The organism is Paenibacillus sp. J2R1T-4 (assembly GCF_059692235.1).
Map to the genome: position 1 here is coordinate 160,079 of NZ_JCAUBA010000008.1, position 23,261 is coordinate 183,339.

The 23,261-nt window shown below is 46.8% G+C and carries 15 protein-coding genes and 1 pseudogene; 14 read left to right on the forward strand and 2 right to left on the reverse strand.

Annotation, left to right across the window (positions count from 1 at the left end):
• Positions 1-360: 360 nt before the first annotated feature.
• Positions 361-1,524, forward strand: coding sequence for a small-conductance mechanosensitive channel (locus AC58QD_RS15705; protein WP_497334806.1), 1,164 nt, complete (start codon positions 361-363; stop codon positions 1,522-1,524).
• A 13-nt stretch (positions 1,525-1,537) separates the two neighbouring features.
• On the forward strand, positions 1,538-6,907 hold the full coding sequence (locus tag AC58QD_RS15710; protein WP_497334808.1) for a diguanylate cyclase: 5,370 nt from the start codon (positions 1,538-1,540) through the stop codon (positions 6,905-6,907).
• A gap of 490 nt (positions 6,908-7,397) precedes the next feature.
• On the opposite strand, the gene AC58QD_RS15715 is transcribed toward AC58QD_RS15710, so the two are convergent.
• Complete coding sequence (locus AC58QD_RS15715) at positions 7,398-8,756, reverse strand: chymotrypsin family serine protease (protein WP_497334810.1); 1,359 nt, start codon at positions 8,754-8,756, stop codon at positions 7,398-7,400.
• Between the two features lie 393 nt (positions 8,757-9,149).
• On the opposite strand from AC58QD_RS15715, the gene AC58QD_RS15720 reads away from it, so the two are divergent.
• From AC58QD_RS15720 to AC58QD_RS15750, 7 genes and pseudogenes are all read left to right on the forward strand, one after another.
• Positions 9,150-9,287 (forward strand): transposase, encoded by a 138-nt coding sequence (locus tag AC58QD_RS15720; protein WP_497335009.1) that lies wholly within the window; start codon positions 9,150-9,152, stop codon positions 9,285-9,287.
• A 195-nt stretch (positions 9,288-9,482) separates the two neighbouring features.
• Positions 9,483-9,971 (forward strand): annotated as a pseudogene (locus AC58QD_RS15725) (IS1595 family transposase).
• 195 nt (positions 9,972-10,166) lie between these two features.
• Complete coding sequence (locus AC58QD_RS15730; RefSeq protein ID WP_497334812.1) at positions 10,167-10,658, forward strand: hypothetical protein; 492 nt, start codon at positions 10,167-10,169, stop codon at positions 10,656-10,658.
• Between the two features lie 108 nt (positions 10,659-10,766).
• Entirely contained in the window at positions 10,767-11,507 is a 741-nt protein-coding gene (locus AC58QD_RS15735; protein WP_497334814.1) for an RQC-minor-1 family DNA-binding protein, read from the forward strand.
• A gap of 131 nt (positions 11,508-11,638) precedes the next feature.
• Positions 11,639-11,989, forward strand: coding sequence for a GNAT family N-acetyltransferase (locus AC58QD_RS15740; protein ID WP_497334816.1), 351 nt, complete (start codon positions 11,639-11,641; stop codon positions 11,987-11,989).
• 330 nt (positions 11,990-12,319) lie between these two features.
• Positions 12,320-13,084, forward strand: a complete 765-nt coding sequence (locus AC58QD_RS15745; RefSeq protein ID WP_497334818.1) for a phytanoyl-CoA dioxygenase family protein — start codon at positions 12,320-12,322, stop codon at positions 13,082-13,084.
• Between the two features lie 19 nt (positions 13,085-13,103).
• Positions 13,104-13,943, forward strand: coding sequence for a helix-turn-helix transcriptional regulator (locus AC58QD_RS15750; protein ID WP_497334820.1), 840 nt, complete (start codon positions 13,104-13,106; stop codon positions 13,941-13,943).
• 59 nt (positions 13,944-14,002) lie between these two features.
• Here AC58QD_RS15750 and AC58QD_RS15755 read toward each other — a convergent pair whose 3' ends face one another.
• Positions 14,003-16,255, reverse strand: coding sequence for an FAD-dependent oxidoreductase (locus tag AC58QD_RS15755; protein ID WP_497334822.1), 2,253 nt, complete (start codon positions 16,253-16,255; stop codon positions 14,003-14,005).
• A 138-nt stretch (positions 16,256-16,393) separates the two neighbouring features.
• On the opposite strand from AC58QD_RS15755, the gene AC58QD_RS15760 reads away from it, so the two are divergent.
• The 5 genes from AC58QD_RS15760 (at position 16,394) to AC58QD_RS15780 (ending at position 23,261) form a co-directional block, all read left to right on the forward strand.
• On the forward strand, positions 16,394-17,188 hold the full coding sequence (locus tag AC58QD_RS15760) for a helix-turn-helix domain-containing protein (protein WP_497334824.1): 795 nt from the start codon (positions 16,394-16,396) through the stop codon (positions 17,186-17,188).
• A 107-nt stretch (positions 17,189-17,295) separates the two neighbouring features.
• Entirely contained in the window at positions 17,296-19,065 is a 1,770-nt protein-coding gene (locus AC58QD_RS15765; RefSeq protein ID WP_497334826.1) for a cache domain-containing sensor histidine kinase, read from the forward strand.
• Positions 19,040-20,638, forward strand: coding sequence for a response regulator (locus AC58QD_RS15770; protein ID WP_497334828.1), 1,599 nt, complete (start codon positions 19,040-19,042; stop codon positions 20,636-20,638). The genes AC58QD_RS15765 and AC58QD_RS15770 overlap by 26 nt, the downstream gene beginning before the upstream one ends.
• A gap of 125 nt (positions 20,639-20,763) precedes the next feature.
• The gene (locus AC58QD_RS15775) at positions 20,764-22,140 is read left to right on the forward strand and encodes an ABC transporter substrate-binding protein (RefSeq protein WP_497334830.1); all 1,377 of its coding nucleotides are present in this window, start codon (positions 20,764-20,766) and stop codon (positions 22,138-22,140) included.
• Positions 22,141-22,358: 218 nt separating this feature from the next.
• A complete protein-coding gene (locus AC58QD_RS15780; RefSeq protein ID WP_497334832.1) occupies positions 22,359-23,261 on the forward strand; it encodes a carbohydrate ABC transporter permease in 903 nt (300 codons plus the stop codon).

Below are 23,261 nucleotides of genomic sequence, written 5' to 3' on the forward strand. Positions count from 1 at the left end.
CCTTCGTCTATCCCTTTATTTATTTCCTGCTTTTTTACCCTTCTTGTCCGAAGTCCGAGCATGAGTGTTTTGGGCTGCGTGTCCTTGTTGTTTGGCCATTGTAGGTCGCCTCCTTTTCTTGGGCTTACCTTATTGTTTGTGGAAAATTGTCAGGGTATTCGTCGCTGTCGTTCGGAAACGCCCCAGATACTTTCACAGGAGCAAACTTTATCTTGTGCATAGGCGGGATTGCCTATTAAATGCAATTTAAAGATTCAATGAAGCCCGTTAAACCTAGGTCTAAAAGAAGGTTTCTGTCAAATATTGACGAATAAATATACAAAATGAACCAGTAGGATTAGGAAATAAGGAGCAGTGCATATGAAGAGAACCGGCTTTTTAATTCTTACTTTTAGTTTGATTTTCATTTTGCCCTTATTAGGAAGTCTGGCAAGGTGGGATGGGCTGCCCCCGGGATATGGGGAGTTCCCTGCTCAAGAGGCGGTGCAGGATCCAGGCTTCAGTGTAATTTACTTTATTTTTGCGGTTATGGTAGCCTTGTTCATTGCAGCATTCCTGATTTTCCCCGGGCTGTTTGGGTTTAAGAAAAAAGACCAGCCTCTTAAAAAACCGATGGAAACCGGCTTTCCCGTATGGTTTTGGTGGAGTCTGCCGCTGCTAGGAATAAGCTGGTTCATTATGTGGTCCCGGCTAGAAGCTTTTGAGTCGTTAGAAAATTACACCTTCGTTCCTTTGTGGTGGGCTTTTATCCTCATACTTGACGGTATCGTGTACAGGCGTAATCAAGGGGTCTCGATTTTATCGAAGAAACCAACGATCATGAAGCTGTTGGCTGTCGTTTCCTGCTTCAGTTGGTTCGCGATCGAATATCTTAATTTCTTCGTAATGGAGAATTGGTATTACCCGAATAACAAGGTCTTCACGAACTTCGGCAATATTTTCTGGTTCTCGATCTCCTATACAACCGTTTTACCTGCGATTATTGAATGGTATTGCCTCCTGAAGACGATTCCTTTCTTCAAAGACCGATACAGCTATGGACCTAAACTGCATGCAAGCCCCAAAATGCTCTTTCTTTTATATGGACTCGGCATCATCTTGGCGTTCGGGATGGGCTATTACCCATTTCTTCTATTCTGGGTGCTGTGGGTCGCGCTTATTCCTCTCTTATCGGCAGCAATGGGGCTAAGAGGCTACTGGACACCCTTTACTCCTATCAAAGACGGGAACTGGTCCCCCTTGAGCCTGATCGCGATTGCTACTTTGTTCAACGGGTTTTTCTGGGAATTTTGGAATTTTGGCAGTGAATGGTTTCATGACAGCATGCCTGTTAACCCGAACTATTGGAAGTATTCCGTCCCTTACTTGGATAAATTTCATAGTTTCTCCGAGATGCCCTTGTTAGGCTATTATGGTTATTTGTTTTTTGGAGTGAATTGCTGGATTATTTGGTTGACTGCGGCTTATGTGTTCAAGTTCGATCCAAACTTTGAGCTTACAGAAGAGCGACATAAAAAGGGATGAAGGGGACCTTATGATGTTGAGAGGTTCAAATTACGATGTGTTGGAGGTTATTCACGACAGCGGCAACAAGCTCATCTGCAGATGCTTACACACCCTCTCTCGGGAGAAGGTACTTTTAAAGGTGCTAAGAGCAGAATTGTCGACTCACGAAGATGTGATGAAGTTTAAGAATGAGTACAATATGCTGTTAGACTTGAGCAATCGCCTAGAGGGAGCCGCCCAACCAATCCGACTAGAGGAGGTAGGGGGCGCCTTCATCATTGTATTGGAGGATATGGAGGGACAATCGCTCCGGAGCTTGATGGAGGGACAGCGTCTAAGTCAAGAAATCCTGCTCAGCCTAGCGGTTCAACTCATCGAAACAGTTGGAAGCCTCCACGACAATCAGATTATTCTAAAGGATCTGAACCCGTCCACCATGATGTGCAATGTGAAGACGGGGCGGATTCAACTCCTGGATCTCCACTTGGCCGTTAAGCACATTAAGGAAAAGAAACAGTTTCAAAATTCAGGCTTCATTGAAGGAACCTTGCCTTATATTTCCCCAGAGCAAACAGGCAGAATAAATCGGAATATTGATTACCGATCCGATTTCTATGCGTTAGGCGTTATTTTCTATGAGATGTTCACAGGCACTGTACCGCATGAATCCGGGACGGTCATGGAGCAGATTTACTCGATTATTGCCAAGCAGCCGATTTCTCCGCACGAAAGTACACAAGGGAACGTCTCCCAGCCATTATCCGACATTATCATGAAGCTGTTGGACAAATCACCCGAGCATCGATATAGAAGCGCCTATGGAATCCGGGTAGATTTGAGAAAATGTATAACAAACAGAGCTTCTTTTCCATTAGGAGAAGAGGATAAGCTGAAGCTGTTTCACATTTCTCAGAAATTGTACGGGAGGGAAAAAGAGCTTCAGCAATTGAAGGATGCTTTTCAGGCCAGCGTCATGGAGCAATCAAGAATGGTACTCGTTTCAGGAGAAGCAGGTATTGGGAAAACAGCGCTCGTGAGCGAGCTTCATAGCTTCATAAGTCAGGAGAGAGGGTATTTCATCCAAGGGAAGTTCGATCAATATAATAAAAACCTTCCATATAGTGCGTTAATTCAGGCTTTCCGAACGCTCCTGGCCCAGCTGATCAATGGTGATGAGGAGAAAGTATTGTTGCTCAGACATTCCTTGCTAAGCCGATTGGGAACTAACGGAGGGCTCATGGTTAACATGATCCCTGAGCTGCATAGACTGATTGGGGACCAGCCCCCTGTCGAGCCTCTTAATCCTACTGAGGAATCGAACCGATTCTTCCTTTCGTTTGTTCAATTCGTAGAAGGCTTTACCAACAATGAGAAGCCGATGGTGCTATTCTTGGATGATCTGCAGTGGGCTGATCTATCCAGTATTCACCTCTTGGAAAAGCTGGTAGGCAATACAAGCTTGAAGAAGCTGCTAGTGATCGGTTCATACCGGGATGATGAGGTTACCAATGGACATCCTCTTATTGCCGCAGTAGATGAGATAGAAAAGTTTTGCGAAGTGAAGCGTATGGATCTAAACCCATTGTCGAGCGCCGATGTAAGCAGCATCATACAAGATACGTTTCACTCTAGCGCCAGCATGACCCAAGACTTAACCGATCTGATCTATAACACGACCAAAGGAAATCCTTTTTTTGTAAATGAAATGCTGAAGGATTGCTATAAAAATAAGGCAATATGGTTTGATGAGCATCACGGTGCTTGGCGGTTGGCTAGCAGCAAAATTCGGGATATGACCATGAGTGACAGCATTATCAATTATTTAATGAAGAAAATTGGCACCCTGCCAGATGAAGCACAAAGGATATTAAGCCTTAGCGCATCAATCGGTCAATCGTTTGATTGGAAGATGCTGTATTTAGTCAGCGAAGAGGATAGCGGGGTGCTCGTCAAGTCCTTGATTCGAGCGGTGCATGAGGACATTATCCTGCCGTTGTCCAAGAGCTTTCATGTTTTGGCGGGGATAGGAGAAGATGATCACAAAGAGGGGCTGAAAGGCCTCGATATTCCGTTTGCCTTCCAGCATGATAAGATCCAGCAAGCGCTGTATCAGATGATCGACCTCGAAACAAGGAAGAGGCTGCACCTTAAGATAGGAAGGCTGCTGCTTACTGAACTATCTCCTGTTGAAGTGGAAGAGAAAATAATAGAGATCGTCAACAATATGAACAAAGGGTTGGAATTTGTAACTGGGAAGGATGAGATTAATAAGATTATTGACATCAACTTAAAGTCGGCCAGGAAAGTTAAGGATGCATTCGGCTACGATACGGCATTTGAATTCCTAGGAGTGGCTATAAAGTTATTGTCGGTTGAAGATTGGACCATCAACTACCATCGAACGTCTGAGATCTACAGACTATACTGCGAATGTGCATACCTCACCCATCGTCTGGAGGAAGCAGATCAAGCATGCGCCGTGCTCATCCAACGGGTCCAGGACCGTCTTGAGCTTGCAGGCATCTATGAAATGCAAGCGAACCATTATACATACTTGGGAATGATGCGAGAGTCAATGGAAGCAGGCAAACTGGGACTGAGGAGCTTGGGTGTCAAGGTTCCTGCAAAAGTGAGCATGGTATCGGTGATACGAGAACTGATTAAGGTGAAATTAATCTTGAGAGGCAAAACGACGGAAGAGCTCCTAGCCGGTCCAGAGATGAAGGATGATCGCATCAAGCTAATGATGAGGCTATTGGTAAGCTTCATTCCTCCGGCCTTTATTTCCGGTGAGCACAATTTATTCGGCTGGGTCGTTCTGAAGAAAGCATATTTGTCCACCAAATATGGGAACGGTCCTGAATCGGCAGGGGCTTATATCGGTTATGCGATTCTGCTGTCAGGATTAGGCGATCTGAAAGGGGCGCGTGATTTTGGCAGGCTTGCCGTTAAAATTAATGAGAAATTCGACGATGTACAATGGAGAAGTCTGGTGTATGTGTTATATACGCTGTTCTGCCATAGCTGGAGCTATTCCTGGGACACGCTGGAGGAATGGTATAAGAAGGCTATAGACTCAAGCCTGAGGTCGGGTGATCTATTATATCTGGCTCATGCATCTTATTATAGGGACCTGTGGAATCCTTCGATGGAGATCGAGCGGTATTTGCAGGGAAGTGACCGGACCCTCTCGATGATCGAGAATACAGGATACAAGGAGGCTTTGGCAACAGCGAAGCTGGCCAAGCAGAAATTCCTTAGCCTTGCCGGTGAATTGGACAATCCCTTATCGCTCGACAGCGGGGACTTTCGTGAAGCGGAATATCTCAAGCAGCTAACGAATGCGAAATACTACTCCGGGATCGCCATTTATTATGTTACCAAAATCCAGCTCTCCTACACGTTTGAGCACTATAAGCAATCACTAGAATATATGAAGACAGCCGACAAATACATAGGTACGTTAGCCGGTTCAGCCTTCATGGAGGAGTACACGCTATACACTTTCTTAAGCCTGGCTTCGCGCTATAACGAACTTAGCCTCAAGGATAAATTATTCGCTCGAATTCGGATGCGGAAGGAATATGCAAGAATGAGCAAGTGGGCTCTTCACTGCCCTGACAATTTCTTGCAGCAGCAATACATAATGAAGGCTGAATGGGCCCGTATTGTACGTAAGACGGATGTAGCTGAAGCCTATTACAATCTTGCTATCCAGACGAGCGGAAAAGGGAGCTTTATTCGCTATAAAGCGCTGTCGAACGAGCTGGCTGCCAAATTCTATTATTCTCGCGACCGGAACGAGATAGCGGCTTATTACTTCAGACAAGCGTCTTATTATTACTCGGTATGGGGAGCCAAAGGAAAGATCGATCAGCTGGAACGGGATTACGGGGAGCTGCAAGGTCTAGTAAACCGTGCAACTGTAGTACCTGATAAAATAAGTGCTCCCTCATCAGACGATATCGATGTTCACTCGATTCTTATGGCCTCAGAGGCCATATCCAAGGAAATCGGATTAGATCGACTGTTAGAGACGCTCATGAAGATTGTAATTGTAAACGCAGGTGCACAAAGAGGATGTATTGTGATGAAGTCCAGTTCTTCCATATTGGTGGAAGGCGAATATCAGTCAGATGAAGACCTGATCACGGTAAAGATGCACGATAGCTCCTTGTATGATCATTATCCGAGGTCGATCATTGCTGCTGCTGCGGACAGCCAGGAAACGATGATCTATGATGATGCGGGATCCGAGACTTCATTCGTCGAGGATGTGTACATGGAGATGTATAAACCGAAATCGCTGCTATGCATGCCTTTAATGAATCAAAGCAAAGTAACCGCCATTATTTATTTGGAGAACAACCTGGTTACCGGGGCCTTTACGAAAGAAAGAATACGGATGATTAACCTGTTATCAAGGGAGATGGTTAATTCCTTGGAAAACGCCAGTCTCTATACAAATTTGGAGCGATTGGTGGCTGAGCGGACGGAGGAATTAGCATATAAGAACGAGCAGCTGAATAAATACATCGACATCGTGGACAAGAACGTCATTATTATTCAAACCGATTCGCAGGGTGTGATTACGGCAGTCAGTGAGGAATTTTGTAAAAGCTCCGGTTATCAGCAAGAAGAGCTGCTCGGGCAGTCGCAACGCTTTCTGGAACCGTCTCGAGATCTGGACCATCCGGATCATGAGTTCGTGGACTTCGACATTGCTTCCGCCTCAGCGATGGTGTGGAAGGGGGAGTTGGTCCAGCTTACCAAGGATGGCAGCAACCTGTGGCTGGATATGGCGGTTGAATCGGTGTGGGATCAAGGGCTGATTACAGGCTACACATGGATTGGGCATAACATTACCGACAAGAAAAGAATTGAGCAGAATTCCATCACCGATGATTTGACGGGCCTATATAACCGAAGATACTTCAAAGATGTGATCTGGAGGGAAGTCAAACGAGCGGCTCGGAATGAAGATTACCTGACCTTTATTTTGCTGGATATTGACAATTACAAGAAATATAACGACACTTATGGACATTATGAGGGAGACCTTGTTCTGCATAGAATCGGATTAACGATAAATGAGCAATTAAGAAGGGCGACGGACTATGCTTTTCGATTAGGTGGAGAGGAATTTGGCGTTGTTTATTCGGGGGCTGATGCTGAGCACTCCTATGGGTTTGCCGAGAAAATCAGGAGGAGTATAGAAGCCTTGAACATTCCTCATGAAGAAAATGACACAAGCAGCTGTGTAACGGTCTCGGTCGGATTGGCTGTAGTCGCTGTCAAGGACAATCAAATGAACGAAGAAATGATATACAAGCTTGCTGATGAAGCTCTGTACAGATCAAAGGCAAGAGGGAAAAATTGTGTGACTATGAATGTGTTATAAAGTTCAACTTTCGCACCTTGAGAAATACCCCAAAGCCCTACTGTTGTAAGGAAAACTAGCAAAAAGGTTACATATTGACAGAAAACACCACTCTGTATGGTATATTAGGAATTGTCGAGATTCCAAATACATACAGAACGTGTCATCCATTCTTGCTGACGGCGTTCTTTATTCGTTATGAAGCAACCTCCTTGATTGAGTTGCTTCATTCAGTCATAAATGCTAGAGTCATTGAAGGTTGGCTAGGTTTGAAGCTTACTTTTTAGCCATAAAAATATCCCCTCCAAGTTCACTCGCTCGCCTCCAGATAACATGCAGGTTTTTTTGAGTGTCTACTTAAAGGGGATAATATCACCGCCTGGGATGCCTAAGGGTTTTTAAATTACAATTCTATCATTAACGTTAAAGGCGTTTTTTGTAAGATAAACGATCATTTAGTAAATTTTTCAGAAAACCCATAACTTCAAAGTGCTAGGCTAGTACCTATTATCTACTGGGTCATCAGTACTCCATTTAGATTGAGATTAGAATATGTCATCCAAATTGGTTCATATACTTTATAAGTCCCATCAGCTACATACTGACTACCTTGTATTGTGATGCTTCCAGTGTGAGTTCCGGCAAGATCAAAAGTATATGACATTCTATCATTGTCCCACGCATAATCAGTAACTATAGGTCCCCCACTGTCTCCTGATTGAGATGTATACCCCGTTGCAAGAACTTCATTTTCCTGATAGGCGTAGCCATTCCCACCCCACCAGATATCAACATTAGCATAACGAATTATTCCTGATGTTGTGGCACCTGTTTGTGATCCTCTCATATAGATAGTATCATTAACCAAATCATCAACATAAAAATCAACCATTGGAGTCATATCTGCCGTAGATGGATAAACTACTTCAGGTGTTCCTTCATGCCCTGATAGTACGATATAACCAGCATCACTCGTTCCGTCTGAACCATCTATTGCAGAAGAAGTTGTTCTGAAGGCGAAGTTCCCTATTGAAGGGTTATTTGTGGAAGGATCTCTCAATGGTTGATACCACGCTGAAGAGGACCCAACTGGTTCGCAATGACCTGATGTAACTAGAACCTCTTCATTAGATGCTGATAACCCAAAATAACCCACTGTGCAAACACTTGCTTTTTCTACATTGTTTTCTATTCTGTATCTCCCAGCAATCATTGCACCCGATGGAATAACTGTTCCAAAATCAGTTTGATCTGCAACTTCATTTCTTGTAGTTACAGATCCTCCGACATGAATTAATTGTGGGTCTGCCACCATGGCTAGTATCTCTTCTTTACTACCATTATCCCCTAAAGAAATAATGAGTTTATTGTTAATTGTGTCTGGAATTAGAGCCTTTACGGACCCAGGAGTGGCTTTCGCCTTGATTTGTTTCTTAGCATCTTCAATATCCTTCATAGAATACTTAGTGATTTGATATTCAATTTTGCTTTTTTCTTTCACTTTCTCATTAATTCTATTCTTCAGTTCACTCGAATCCTGTGTAATCTGTACGACAATAGAGCCACTTTCAGGATTATAGTACATACCGGAATAACTTTCAGGGTTCTCATTTATTAATTTCTTAATAGTTCTAGCATCCTCTTTGACTTTTTGATTTTCTTTGTAATCATCCAATTCCTTTCCTTTTAATGTATTACCAAATGGGTACGGAGTTTCGTTGACGGGCTGCGAAACTTCTGAAATTTGTTTGTATGTAAAATTATGTTGTAATTTAGGCAAATCTTCTGCAATTGAAGTACTAGACTGAGTCACAAATATAATGGTCATCAATACAACAATTGATTTAAACTTCTTTACAGGAAATAACATTGAATTCATTCCTCTCGATTTGTTATTAATCTGAATAAAAAGCGCCAAATAATGATTAATACAATAATGGCTTTGGAGTCGAAAAAATCAATCGTTAAATAAAAACAAAACCTACTATCAACCTCCTAACATTTCTATTTTTTGAGAATTAATACCATTTAAATATATTGTACATGACTATGTAAAACAAGTTAAATTTTGGTAAAAACCAAGTTAAAAGAAAAAAAGGAGTTAATCTATTATTTGATTATCCATTTAGCTCAGTTACAGTAGTATACTGAAGTCAAACGTTTGTTCGGGAGTGGTATTTATGGCAACGAAAGAATCTATGAATTTGATACAGTTTCAAAAACATTCCAAACGGAGGAAGCTTGCCATCAGCATTTATACAAGATGAAGTGGTCTGATGGATTCCGTTGCCCCAAGTGTACTCATGATCGTGCTTACGAAATCAAAACGCGCAAGTTACCCCTGTATGAATGCGCGAGCTGCCACCTCAGACGACTGTCACGGAGGTACAGTTTTGAGTAAACCCGTACAAATCTTGTGAAGTGGTTTTGGGCTGATATCTAATTGCTCATGATAAGCGCGGGGTGTCTGCAACCTACTTAGCTAATGAGCTTGGTATGACCTATCAAACAGCTTGGACCATCCAACATAAGATCTGTAAGGCGATGAGAGAGCGTGACAGCATGTACACTCTCGCTGGCATTGTAGAGCTAGATAATGCTTTTTTCGGAGCGCCCACTGAAGAAGCAACGTGGACACGGCACTGAACTAACTCCCGTATTCATAGCTCTTTCGCTTGATAAGAAAGGTCAGCCCAAATACCTCAGGATACAGGTGATTCCTGACATTAAAGGTGTCACGCTCGTTGACTTCGCACAACGGTTCATCGAGTCTGGATCAACAATAACGAGCGACAAGTAACCGATCTTATAAAGCATGGCGAAGGAAGAATTTAAACACGAAGCCAAGCTCTTTTATCCAGTGGATAACTTAGATCATCTAAAGTGGCTTCATACTGTCATTTCCAACGCTAAAGCCATTATAGGCGGGACTTATTATGGATTGGACTCCAAACGTTTGCAGGCATACCTGAATGAATTTTGTTATCGATTCAATCGTCGGGGAATGAAGAACGAACTGATTAACCGATTGGCTCAATGCTATGTTTCATCTACCACCGTAACCTATACTCAGCTAGTTGGATAATCAAAATTATTAAATAGAAGAAATTAGTTGAGCAATCTGTAATTCCGAATTCAATAAAGTTTTAAGCACACATTCGCTCAGCCTTTCAATATCAATTTCGAAAGACGTAATCTTGTTAATTAAAACTTATTAATTGTTATATACCTGAAACAAAACCACTAAGTCTAACGTTTATTTCTGTGAGGAGGTGCTAAATTGAAGAAATTAATAATTCTTGTCATAGTTTTGCTTAGCCTTGTAGCATGTGATCAATTTTCACCAGTTAAAGAGACCATCACGGAAAATCGCTCTCTATCCCAGACGACGGATACATCAGTTCCACATATAGAAGCTTTTAAAGCAAGTATATCTGTACCTAACCGCTTAAACTCAAATACAGAATTCACTATTGATGCTACTTTACTGAATTTATCTGATACTAGTTTTACTATTCAACATGCGGCAGGTGTTTTTTATTTTTCAATTAGAGATAGTAACGGCAAACTTGTTAATACTTTTGTTATGAACGAAATTGGGATAAGAGAAACTCTTCAAAGTAAAAGGTCAATCAATGAACAATATAAATATAAACTTGAAAAGCCAGGATTTTACACAGTTTCAGCAACTGCAAAATTTTCAATCGTTGATGCGAAAAACAGTGAAAACCTTGAAATCGAAACAAGTAAGGTGAGTTTTGAAGTAATATAACTCAACTTTCGCAGCGTTATAAAGCTATTAAGGGCGAGGAGAAATGGCTATGTACATTTGGTAGGAATGTAAAAAATGATTTACCGTACGAAAGGGGTTAACTCGATTATGAGTAAACGAATTACGCCTCTGCCCATTGAAGAGATTCATGCCATTCTACGGGCCGCGGACGATATAATCGGTCAGGGTGGACGAACGCTACTCAGCAAAATATTAAAAGGATCCAAGGATAGTAAGGTATTACAGTTGGGTTTGGAGAAAAATCCAGCATATGGGTACTTTGCGAATAGAACCTTGGAAGACATAACGCAAAAAATAGATCAAATGATAAGAATGGATTTCTTGGAAACGGAAATGAGCGGCAGGCTGCCCATGATCGTGTTCACATCGCGCGGATGGGCCATTGAACGGGCAAGGCGCAGCGTTGAATTCCTCCGAGAATGGGATCTCGGAATTGATAATCGGATTGTTCCTATCAGCTTTGAGTATTTAAAGGATCGCAACAGGGGACTCATTCTACTATTTCTATACCGAATATTGCGCACAGGGCATAAGAAGTACATTCCATATTTAAAGTTATGGGAGCGAGCAGAGTACAAGAAGGTTAAAACGGAAATTCGTCATGTGATCCAAGCCTTGGAGCAACGTGAGTCAATGGATGATACTGCGTGGGAAAACTTGAAACGGTTACGTGCCGAGACTCTGGTTCAAAGTGGGAAGAACCCGATTATTCTGGTTTGTTCTAAATGTGAGAGTCGATTCGTATTCAATGAGCAGAATCCCGACTACTATACAGAAGAGGGTTTGCAATTCCCGACAATTTGTCCGACATGCGCTTGGTCAGATTGAAAAAGTGTCAAGATACAGAATCATCAGCAGACGGAAGTTTGGCGTTCCTTGTGAATCAAAGGAAGCTATTCTGGGTAATGGAGAGTAGTGCGGATTGACGATATCCTATACTTTCGGAAGGAATGAGAGCCATGAATGAACGACAGGAGAATAGAGGAGTTACAGCAACGTATCACAACCAGGAGCAGAATCAAGAGGAGCTTGTAATTGAAAAAGAAGGAAACGGCTATATTGTCCGTGGCATTAGCGGGCAGGTAGGTGAGATCACGTACCAGTTGATAGATGTAGATACTTGGGCGATCGACCACACCTATCTCGATTCGCGCTACCGCGGCGGCAACCTCGCCCGCCAAATGCTGGATTTGGTCGTTGCGGAGGTGAGGGAGGCAGGAGTGAAGATTATTCCGTCCTGCTCTTACGTGCTCGCCCAATTCAAGCGTCATCCCGAGTATGCCGATGTCTGGGAGAAGAATGAGAGGTAGGGGGAGAGTTTAGGCTGTATCTGTACCTCTGGAATCTGCTGAACAAAACCTCAACAGGGACCCCGAGCAGCTTCTCTCAAATCGAAATGTAAAAGTACAATTCAACAAGCGGGATCTAGCCGTGTTGGTCATCTGCAATTGTAAAAGTGCAGTTCAATTTCTGGATTTTGGATTATTATTCCAGTACTCAGCGATTTGAACTGCACTTTTACTATTATGATCGTTTTGTGCTATCAATAATTGTTTTGGCATATTTGAAAGGAGTGAACATGTTTATATGCTATTAGTATGAACTTCATTTCATGCTAATCGCATTGGGAGGACGAGAAGATGATTACACAAGGCCTACCTTTTTCACATGAGCAGTTTCTTAAAGAGGGCTACAGCGGACCGGTGCAAGCGCTGACTCTTGCGGAAGCCGACCGGTATTGCAAGTTGTTTTTCGAGGCGCTCGGGATGTCCCCGTTCGAGCCGGGCCCAACTAAGGCGAATCTGTCCGCTTGGCATCAACGGCATCCGTGGGCATATGAGCTTGCTACCCATCCAGCCATACTAGAGTCCATCTCGAAGATCCTTGGTGATAATGTTGTGCTGTGGGCCATGCATTTCTGGTACAAGGAGCCGGGAAACGGGAAGTTCATTCCTTGGCACCAAGATATCAATTATTGGCCGATGGAGCCGGCGATCAATGCTACGGCCTGGGTGACACTCGGTTATTCGTTGGTTGAGAACGGGTGCCTTCGCCTTTTACCCGGCTCGCATCTGGAGCGGACCGAGCATGTAGAGCTTGGGGACGATAGCAGTGCTTTCGCACAGGGGATTGACGCATCACGAATAGATGAATCCCAAGTCGTCGATATGGAAATGACGCCGGGACAGGTTGTTTACTTCAACGAAGCGACATTTCACGGCTCCAAGCCGAACACCTCCGCTATCCCGCGGGTTGCTTTCTCTCTCCGGTTTACAACGCCTGAGGTGAAGTTTAAAATCGAGGAATGGGGAGGCGACAAGGAGCGGGTCAAAACGTATCTTGTGGGCGGTGTCGATACGCATCATTATAATGATGCGATCGCAGGCACGATCCCGAAGGAGTAAGATCAGGAGGTTGCAGGCGATGCTCCCGATAGCTGGACGGATAACCGAAGCGATGCAATTCCGCTTCTTGCATATTAAGCGATATGATTTGCCACATACGTGGAGAATTGAAGACCGGCTGCTTGAGAATACTGTCATCTGGCTGATTGAAGATGGGGCTTTGGAGATAGAAGCGAGCGGAGAGTCGATACGAAGCGGTGAAGGCGACCTGCTGCGCCTAGCGCCAGGTACCCGGTTGAATTGCCGTGCGAAGACAGCTGCGCTCCGCATCGTAAGTCTCAACTATGAAACCGTGATTCCGATGGACAGCAGCTACAAGTGGCCGGTCTCTCTCCGGTTTCCTCTGCGCTGCGAGCAGAACACAGCGGAGCTGGCGGAGGTGCTGCACGGTATGCTTGCCGACGCAGCCGTCGATCGAGCCGGCCGGCCATTCTTGCTGCAGGCCGGTCTGCTGCGCCTGCTCGGCCTGATGGCGGTCGATCGCGTCGAACCGGAGTCCGACTGCACCGATATACGGGTGCGTGAAGCGATCGCACACATGACCAGCCGGCCGGATGCCGTATGGACGGTACAGCAGCTGGCCGAAGCGGTGCGCACTAGTGAGCCGCATCTTCGAAAGCTGTTCCTCCGTGATACAGGGTTGCCGCCGCTGCAATATTGGCATCAGTGGAAAGCGACTCTGGCGATGCGCCGGCTTGCTGCCTCGAATGAGCGGGTGTCTGAGATCGGGTACATGCTCGGCTATGGAGATGCCAACTACTTTGCCCGAATGTTTAAGAAAGCAGTAGGCATATCCCCGCAGGAATATCGAAGAAAGCATCAGGACTGGATGCAGTCGGAATTGGAGCAGGATAGCTGAAGAGAAAGTCAAAAAGCCGCTTCCCGTGTTAAGGGATGCGGCTTAATTGGTGTTTGTTGTTAGGCGTATGCACGAACTTCTATAATCTCCGCATACGAGCCGCCGTTGGTTGATTCAATCACGACGCGAATTCGATCGGTTGTAACTGCAGTGCTTAGAAGATGGACCCGCTTGCGTTTGTGATTGCCGCTGAATTCAGCCACCGTGTGCCAACCGCCGCCTTCCACAGAAGCCTCAACCCGGTAATCCTTGACCAATTCAGGGATTATTTCGAATGGCGTCTTGTGATGATGCAGATTAATCAGGTCTTCATTCACATCATCGTTAAAGGTCAAGTGGATGGAGCTGATTCGAACCGATTGGTCCCATTGCAGCTCGAGCCATTCCGGTTGTCCAGGGGCGATCTGGTTAGATGACCACAGATGCGGACCGGCGAATGGACGGAGGTACCCGTCGATCGCTTTGCCCGGAGTGAACGCAGCCGTCGGCGCAGCCAGGCGGAAGCAAGGCGTTTGGCGCATGAACTTGCGCATATTCCATTGCACAACAGGCTGATCTGGCTGATGGTCCTCGAGATCCTTGGATACGATCGGCTTGGCTCCCTTCCAGAAGGTAAGGACTCCGGTCTTTGGCTGATTATCGAAATGTAAGGCTATGGCTTCGTTTGCTTTGATAATCAAGAATGCATTGCGGGCCGTTTCCGGCTTCCAGGCCAGGTCCAGCTTCACCCATTGGAGACCGCTGCGCTGCACATTAGCAGATGCGCTCGTTTGCAACTGGTGCGGCACATAATTCTCGCCCCGGCTGGTGCTCCACAGCTCAACGGTCAGCTGCGTGTCTGCGCTCGAATCGATCAACAGCTCCAAACCGTCTATTGCGGGATCTACCGGCAGGAGCAGGCCGATATCCGTCTCCAACGCGACGATACTAGCTGTATGCTCAACGGCCAGCCGTGTTAATGTACTCGAGGCCTTGACGCCCGCACGAAGCGCCAAGTCGTTCTCATCTGAGTTCGACAGTCCGATAATCGAGGCATCCTGCCGCAATAAGGTTTGCTGCAGCTCCTGCAGATGATTGGTGTACAGCTCCCTCGGAGATACACCCTTCTGTGCGCATAGGGCAGCACCGGTACCAGCCGCTTCGCCGATAACGGCACAGGTAGCCATAACCCGAGTTGTACCGAACGCCACGTGTGTTGCGCTGATATCGCGGCCGGCCATCAGCATATTGTTCACATTGGCTGAATACAACGAACGGAAAGGAATGTGGTAGTTGCCGTCCATATGCAGATGCTTCGAGCCCGCCTCGGTGGAATACACGCCTTGCGGCGGATGAAGATCGATAGACCAGCCACCGAAGGCGACGCGGTCTTCGAATTCCCGCTGCTCTAATATGTCGTTCTGGTTCAGCACATAATCCCCAATGAAACGTCTGTATTCACGCTTGCCCGGAATGGAGCCGACCCATTCGAGAGTCATGTTCTCAGCATTGAACTTCCCGGAGTTCTTAATATAGTCCCAAATGCCGTAAATAACCGACCACAGCTCATCTCGGATGCGCTCGTTGTCATGCACCGTGTCGTGCTCGCCGCCCCATTCAATCCACCAATAGGCGCAACCGTTATCCCCACTGCGAATAATGCGCCGCTCAGGTATGGTTGTCTTGGTGATGTCTTTGGCAAAGCTCGGAGGGGTATATCGAACGGGATGTCCGACATCCTTCGTATAGAACAGCAGGGTGCTGCCAAGTGTAATATTATCAGCTACAAGAGGCGCCCACTCTTCGTTATAATCCTCTTTGGCCTCTCGTCCGATTCGATGCTTGGCCCCGGCCAGGAAACCAATAAGCCCGTCCCCTGTGCAGTCGAGATAGACAGGACTTTCGAAGCGGATGCGTCGTTCGGAAGCCATCATCCAGCCTGTGACGGATCGGATGGTACGATCCTCCTCGTCTCCATCAGCTTCTATTTCGTGCACGTCCGTGTTCAGGAACAACTGAATGTTCGGCTCCGCTCGGACGGCTTCATGCACAACCATATCCCAGAAATACGGGTTGCCATCGATATTGCAGTATTGGTTCTCGACGAACAACTCGCCCATAATGCCTGTTTCACGCGCGTATCGGTGAATCCCATGACCAGTCGCTCCGCATACCCATACCCGGACCTCACTGCTCGAATTGCCGCCAAGAACTGGACGGTTATTGACAAGGGCTACCGTTTGCCCCAGTCGAGCTGCGGCAATGGCCGCGCATACGCCCGCAAGACCGCCGCCGACTACGGTTACGTCCGCCACAACGATTTCATTCTTCATTCTTCAACGCTCCTTCGCCTTAGGTTACTATATCTCTGATTTCATAATAAAGGTTCCGCTTGCCAAAAAACATACAGGGAATTACGATAGAGCATATACTTTATTTCAATATTATTTGCCTGAGGGGAGGGGTTCTGGTTGCGCAGCAATTGGTCGGTTTATCCGATGGCCTATCTGTATTGGTTTCAAAAAGAGCAGTTCATGTTAGATCAAGATACCAATGAATATTGGACTATATTCGCAGTAGAGGACGGTCAGTTTACTTATCAAATTGGCGAGCATGAAGGAGTGGCAGGCGTCAGTGATCTGGTTGTCTGTCCGCCAGGGATACCGTTTCACAGAAAGACGCTCAAGCCGCTAACCTTCCATTTCATTCAGTTCGTCTGGGAGGTTGAGCCAGATGAAACAGAGGCTTCGGGATTGGTGGGGAAAATAAGCATAACGGATACCGAGCGGCTGACTTCCACTTATAAATATATGCGGGCCATTGGAGAGTCAGACAGGAACGAATTAACCAATGCGCGGATGCGGCATATGCTTGAGGATCTATGGCGGCTTATAGAGATAGAGCGCAGCACGGCGGAGGAAGAGCAAAGAGCGCTTGCCGGGCCGGAGCCGAATATGCAGACGGCCAGGCAGTGGCTGCTTGCCCACGCTTACGAGCCATTCAGTATGCGGGAGCTGTCCAGCCTGCTCGGGATCAGTCCTGTGCAGCTGACCCGGCAATTCCGCTCAGCCTACCGAATGACGCCGTCGTCATTCGTCACGGGGCTCCGATTGGGCCGCGCATGCCGCTTGCTCGAGGAGACAGCGCTTCCTCTTGAAGCGATTGCACAAAGATGCGGCTACGAGAACGGCTTCTACCTCAGCCGGGTATTTCGCAGCAACAAAGGGACGACACCGTCAGCCTACCGTAAGCTCCACAGAGTATAAGAACCTGGCCTGTTGACAATCAACGAATGATAGACAGCGCTTTCAAAATCCGCTACTATGATAACTACAATTCGATCTCTACCAGATAGGATAGGAGATGAATCAACATGGTAACCAAATGGCTTGGCTCCCTCCGTGGAAAAATCGTCCTTTCGTTGTTTTTACTTATCATCGTTCCAGTCCTATTCATCGTATTCCGCTTCTATTCTTCCTCGCAGCAAATTCTCGAAGCCCAGCTCTATCATACGAATCAGACTTCTCTAGAGCGGAAGGCAGCAACCATGAATGAGCTGTCTGTCCGTATTCTCAAAGCATCCAATCTCATTATGAACGATCAGGAGACGCTCCGATTCCTGAAGGATCCATCCGATTGGATCAGCGAATATCCGGCATTTTACAACTATAAGACGTTAATCGGCAAGCTGTTCTCCTTTCGGGAATTTTTATTGGAGAATAACTCCTATTTGGCGCTATACGATTTCCGAGGGTATATTCATACCACTTGGGCGGGAACGATTCGGACCTCTTACGAGGCCATGCAGCAGGAGTCTTGGTTCAACCGAGCTTCGCAGACGGCAGGATTGCCTGATTGGAATGTGTCTTACCAAATGTCGGACGAGAACGGGGAACAATTGCTGCTCATGACCAGGCAGACGGCTGACGGTGACGGGATCATCTGGATCGGTGTTCCTACGGATTCCTACTTTTATTCGGAGAATGATTTGAAACAGCAAGCTTCGTCGGGTATTCACATGGTGTTATTGGCTGGAGACAAGCCTCTTCTTGGCGACCCTGCTCTGATGAGGCAAGCAGCGGCGATTAATCAAGGCAAACAAGTGGATGAGAACGGGATCGGCCGAGTTACGTTGGGTGAACAGCATTACCTGTTGAACGAAGCGAGTCTGACAGGTACAGGCTGGAAGCTGGTGCAGCTTGTGGATAGTCAAGTATTCGGCTATGGACTCAGTCGGGCTAAGAACCAATCCATTCTGTTGGTCTTTTTCTGGTTCTCTCTGTTCGCGATTGCTTTCATTGGACTCATGTTCCGATTCACCATGCCGATCAAGAAGCTGGTCAAATCGATGAATCGAGTCGGAAAGGGCGAGCTCAATACAGAGGTAACGGTTCGGGGACGAGATGAAATAGCCATGCTGAGCCATAATTTCAACAAAATGGTGCTGCAGCTAAAAGAGCTGATCGCCCATTTATCCGATGAACAGCAACGCAAACAGAAGGCCCAGTTCCAGGCGCTGCAGGCGCAAATTAATCCGCATTTTCTAACGAATACGATGAATTCCATCAAGTGGATGGCGATCTTATCCGGTTCGACCCATGTCAGTGAGATGATCACGAAGCTAGGGAAGCTTCTTAATTATACGATGCAGAACCAGGAAGAGATCGTTCTCCTGCGGAATGAGCTGGATTATTTATTGGTCTATATGGCCCTGCAGGAAATCCGGTATCACGATAACATCTCGGTCACACTGGACATTCCAGAGGAGCTGATGGATGCTGAGATCGTTAAATTTACGCTGCAGCCCATTGTGGAGAACAGCATTATTCATGGCAATCGATTCCCTCTTCATATCCACATAACAGCGAGAACGGAAGCGGGGGAGCTGATTCTGGATATAAGCGACAACGGGGTGGGCATGGGGGAGGAAATGATTCGTTTGGTGGAAGAGCAGATGAGTCAGCCCCATGCCAAGTTCAGCGGGATTGGGATTCGCAATGTAAATGACAGAATCAAGTTGGAATTCGGGGACCGATATGGAGTAACGATTGTGAATGGGGAAAAAGAGGGTGTTCTTGCCACTGTAACACTAGCCCTTCGAAGGAGGTCGGAGACAGATGCTGCGCTTACTGATTGTGGATGACGAAATTCTTGTGCGGATCGGACTGAAGACCATTATCCCGATGGATGGAGATGAATTCGAGATTATTGGCGAAGCAGTGAGCGGCAAGGAGGCCCTCGCGATCCTGGAGCAAACGCCTTGCGACATCGTCCTGACCGATATTCGCATGCCGGATATGGATGGTCTCGAGCTGTTGAAGCATATCCATGAACGTTGGCCGGAGACAAAGACCTTCATCCTGTCGAATTACAGTGACTTTACCTATGTACAGACCGCGCTGCGTCTTGGGGCTGCTGAATATATGATCAAGCTGGAGATAGAGCCCGCAGAGCTTATGCGCAAGCTGCGCGATGTGCGGAATAAACTGCTGGAGGAGCGGGAGAAAAGGCTGGAGGTAACGCAGCTCGAGTCCAAGGTGAATCGATATGGCCGAGAGGTGAAGGAGAAACGATTGCGTGAATTGCTGCTGCGGCCAGCTGCTCGTCGAGAGACGGAGGAGTGGCTGAGGGAGTTCAATATTTCCCCTTTTCAAACAGGCCTCACCGTTACCGTAATACGGATTCAAACCTACGAAGGCTTGATCGAGCACAATCGGTTCCAAAGTGAGAGGCTGCTGCAATTTACGGTGGCGAATGTATTAACCGAGATTATGAAAAAATACGGAAGCGGAGAGCTGGCTTGTCTCGAAAATGGTCTGTTTGCTGTTATTCAACAAACACCTTCGGCGATTATGATCGAGGAGATGGAGCGTGCGGTACGGACTTTTCTGAAGCTGTCGTTAAGCTTCGGGGTTTCGAGGCCGAGCCGTGATCTCTACAAGCTGCACGAAGCCTATACGGAAGCGCGTGAAGCGCTGGATCATCTGTTCTACAGCGTTGACGAGAGCCGGACCATGTTCCGCTCCGAGATGCCCGATTACATTTCGAAGGAAAGTGAGCTATTGGGCGAAGAGCAGTGGAATCGATTGATCGAAGAGCAGGATGAAGAGGGGATGAAGCGGCTGCTCGGAGAATGGACCTCTGCAACACTTGCCCCGCCGTACATTCGACCGTCCGCGCTACGTGAACAATGGATTCGACTCGTGGAATGTTTTGCCCGTTGCCTTAAGGCTGAGGGAGCGGACATCTATGCGGTAACCCTGCATGAAGGACTTTATCCGTATCATGTTATTCGACAAGCAGAGACGCTGCTGCTCATTAACGAATGGTTCAGTGGTTGGATCCCTGTGTTTCTCGAATATAGGCGGCAGCATGGACGGCATAAGTGGCGTTTTGAAGTGCAAACCGTTGTTCGTCTCATTCAGGAAAGGCTTCATCTTCCGCTCAAGGTGTCCGAGCTTGCTTCGGAGGTAGGCTTTACAGAGAATTACTTGAGTATTCTGTTCAAGAAAGAAACAGGGGAGACCCTGACCGATTACATGACTCGAATTCGTATGAAAAAGGCCCGTGAGCTGCTCAAAAATCCCGAAAACAAAATATATGAGGTTTCTGAGAAAGTAGGGTACAGCGATCCGAATCATTTCTCCAGAAGTTTTAAACAATTGGAAGGGATGTATCCGACTGAGTTCCGGAAGTTGACGCTAGGGAAGTCGTAATTAACAAGAAACGTTAAGATTTTACCAAGATAAAGCTGTGTTCATTGCGGTCGGTATTTCCTAACATTGTAAGTGATCTTATCATACGAGAGATCGCAAACCACTAACCATAAGGGGATGGGCCAATGAAAAAATCATGGTTAACTGCTACGACCGGAATCATATTGGCTGTAAGTATGGTACTGAGCGGCTGCAGCGGCGGCAGCAGCGGCACGAGTTCCAAGCCTGAAGCATCGAGTGGCGCTGCGTCGGCCAAGCCGACAGACTCAGCCAAGCCAGCGGATAAGCCGGTAACGTTGAAGTTCTGGGGCGGAGTACCGCCGGAGAGCGGTCCGCAGGAAGCCGTCGACAATTGGAATAAAGCCAATCCTAACATCAAAGTAGAATACACACGTTATGTCAACGATGACTCTGGCAATCTTAAGCTTGAAACAGCGCTGCTATCCAATTCGGACGCACCGGACCTGTTCATGTCATACGGAGATGACAAAATTACGAAGCGAGTTCAGTCCGGGATGGTAGCTCCGCTTGACGAGTTGATTGCAAAAGTAAACTTTGACGTAGAGGGAATCATAGGCGCTGCGAATATTCGGAAATTCCCTGACGGCAAATACTACTATCTTCCGGCTAACAAGAACGTCGGAGCGGTGTTGATCAACAAGAGCGCTCTTGACGAGGTTGGTGAGAAAGTACCGACTGCATGGACATGGGACGATTTCGCAGCTCTCGCCAAGAAGCTGAACAAGGGCGAACGCAAGGGAACGATGCATGATCCTGCGCTCGGGAACTTTGGAATGCAGGTGCTTACAACCGACAAACCTGTTGATCCGATCATCACAGCAGATGGCAGCTCTAACTTCAATTCAGCATCCGTCAAAAAAGGGCTGGAGCTGCAGAAGAGCCTGGAGGATGCAGGGGTGATGGTGAAATACTCCGAAGCTGTAGCGGGTAAGATGACTTACCAGAACGAGCTGCTGACAGGTAAAGCGGCAATGGTGTCCTCCGCGATTTATTTGATTCGATACATCAAGGATACCAAGAGCTTCCCGCATGAATTCCAGATTGCATTCGCGCCAATTCCACAGTACAAGGCTGGTAACAATGTCAATGTAGGGGGCGGGATGGGCGACTACATGTCCATCAACAAGAACAGTGCCAACAAAGACGCCGCGATGAAATTCATCGATTGGTACCTCAAGGAAGGCAACATGTCGATGGTTACTGGCGGCCGTATTCCGACCAATAAGAAAGCAGATCAAGCGAAGATCGCTCAATTACTTATTGGTGATTCGGATAAGCTGATTGACAAGGCTTCCCTGCAGGCTGTGCTCTCCGGTTCTTACACATACCCGACCTCCTACAACGTGCCGGCGCCAGTTGAATTGGGTCAAATCTACAAGGAAGAGATGGAGAAGTATTTGCTTAACGCCCAGAACATCGACAAGACATTAGAGGTGTTGAAGTCTAGAGCGGATGCAGCGATCAAGAGCGCCAAGAAATAAGGTTGTCCTCCTAGAAGGCCCTCGCTCCGTCCCACAGGCGGTAGCGGGGGCTTTTGTCGATTGCTTGCATAGTGCCGAATTGCAATTAAAGAGGTCGGCATGCTGAGCTAGAGCGACAAACCAAGAAATATGCAGAAAGCTTCAAGCTATATCCATTCTGCGAAGGAGAACGGCTTGCTACAGTTATGGGTATACTGCGGAAAAGGAGACCGAGCGTTATGAAGCAGATCTGGCAAAACGCGAGATTCAGGGAACAAATAGCGGGTTACTTGTTCATCTTGCCCAACTTTGCGGGCTATTTAATATTCGTGCTTATTCCCATTCTTTTCAGCCTGTACCTGGTGTTCGTGGATTGGGAGTATTTGAAAGGCTTCTCCGGCATTGAATGGGTGGGACTTGATAATTTCCGAGCGCTTGGAGATGATCCGAAGTTCATCAAGTCGCTCAAGAACAATACGATCTTCACCATTGTCAGCGTGCCGGCGTCCATGCTCATTGGTCTGCTGTTTGCCATTGTGCTGAATAAATACGTTTATTTCCGCAACACGCTGCGCACGCTCATTTTTCTCCCCTATGTAAGTAGCCTGGTCGCGGTATCCGTAATCTGGAGCATCATGTACAATGCACGCACGGGTCCGATCAATCAGTTCCTCCGCAGCTTCGGCGTAGACAATCCGCCAGGATGGCTCTCCAGCCCGGATTCCGCGTTATTCGCGATTATCATCATGTCGGTATGGGTGACGATCGGGTATGCGATGGTGATCTATCTGGCCGGCCTGCAAGGCATCTCAAGGGATTTGTACGAGGCCGCCGAGATTGACGGGGCAACAAGGCTGCGCCAGCTGCTGCAGATTACGGTGCCCATGCTGACTCCGACAACATTCTTTATTACGATTACCCTGATCATCTGGTCCTTCCAGGTTTTCGGACCCGTCGCGGTCATGACGCAAGGCGGTCCGATCGACTCGACGATGGTGCTGTCGTATCATATTTACCTGTTGGCATTCCGGTTCTACAAGATGGGTTACGCCGCAACGGTATCATGGGTGCTGTTCGCTATTATATTCGCCATCACTATCATTCAATGGCAAGGACAGAAGCGCTGGCAGCAGCATTTTTAA

Coding starts and splice junctions, on each gene's coding strand:
- AC58QD_RS15770 (WP_497334828.1), top strand. CDS start 19,040: ATGCTGCGCTTACTGATTGTGGATGACGAAATTCTTGTGCGGATCGGA.
- AC58QD_RS15745 (WP_497334818.1), top strand. CDS start 12,320: ATGATTACACAAGGCCTACCTTTTTCACATGAGCAGTTTCTTAAAGAG.
- AC58QD_RS15775 (WP_497334830.1), top strand. CDS start 20,764: ATGAAAAAATCATGGTTAACTGCTACGACCGGAATCATATTGGCTGTA.
- AC58QD_RS15755 (WP_497334822.1), bottom strand. CDS start 16,255: ATGAAGAATGAAATCGTTGTGGCGGACGTAACCGTAGTCGGCGGCGGT.
- AC58QD_RS15765 (WP_497334826.1), top strand. CDS start 17,296: ATGGTAACCAAATGGCTTGGCTCCCTCCGTGGAAAAATCGTCCTTTCG.
- AC58QD_RS15740 (WP_497334816.1), top strand. CDS start 11,639: ATGAATGAACGACAGGAGAATAGAGGAGTTACAGCAACGTATCACAAC.
- AC58QD_RS15710 (WP_497334808.1), top strand. CDS start 1,538: ATGTTGAGAGGTTCAAATTACGATGTGTTGGAGGTTATTCACGACAGC.
- AC58QD_RS15720 (WP_497335009.1), top strand. CDS start 9,150: ATGAAGTGGTCTGATGGATTCCGTTGCCCCAAGTGTACTCATGATCGT.
- AC58QD_RS15750 (WP_497334820.1), top strand. CDS start 13,104: ATGCTCCCGATAGCTGGACGGATAACCGAAGCGATGCAATTCCGCTTC.
- AC58QD_RS15735 (WP_497334814.1), top strand. CDS start 10,767: ATGAGTAAACGAATTACGCCTCTGCCCATTGAAGAGATTCATGCCATT.
- AC58QD_RS15715 (WP_497334810.1), bottom strand. CDS start 8,756: ATGTTATTTCCTGTAAAGAAGTTTAAATCAATTGTTGTATTGATGACC.
- AC58QD_RS15780 (WP_497334832.1), top strand. CDS start 22,359: ATGAAGCAGATCTGGCAAAACGCGAGATTCAGGGAACAAATAGCGGGT.
- AC58QD_RS15705 (WP_497334806.1), top strand. CDS start 361: ATGAAGAGAACCGGCTTTTTAATTCTTACTTTTAGTTTGATTTTCATT.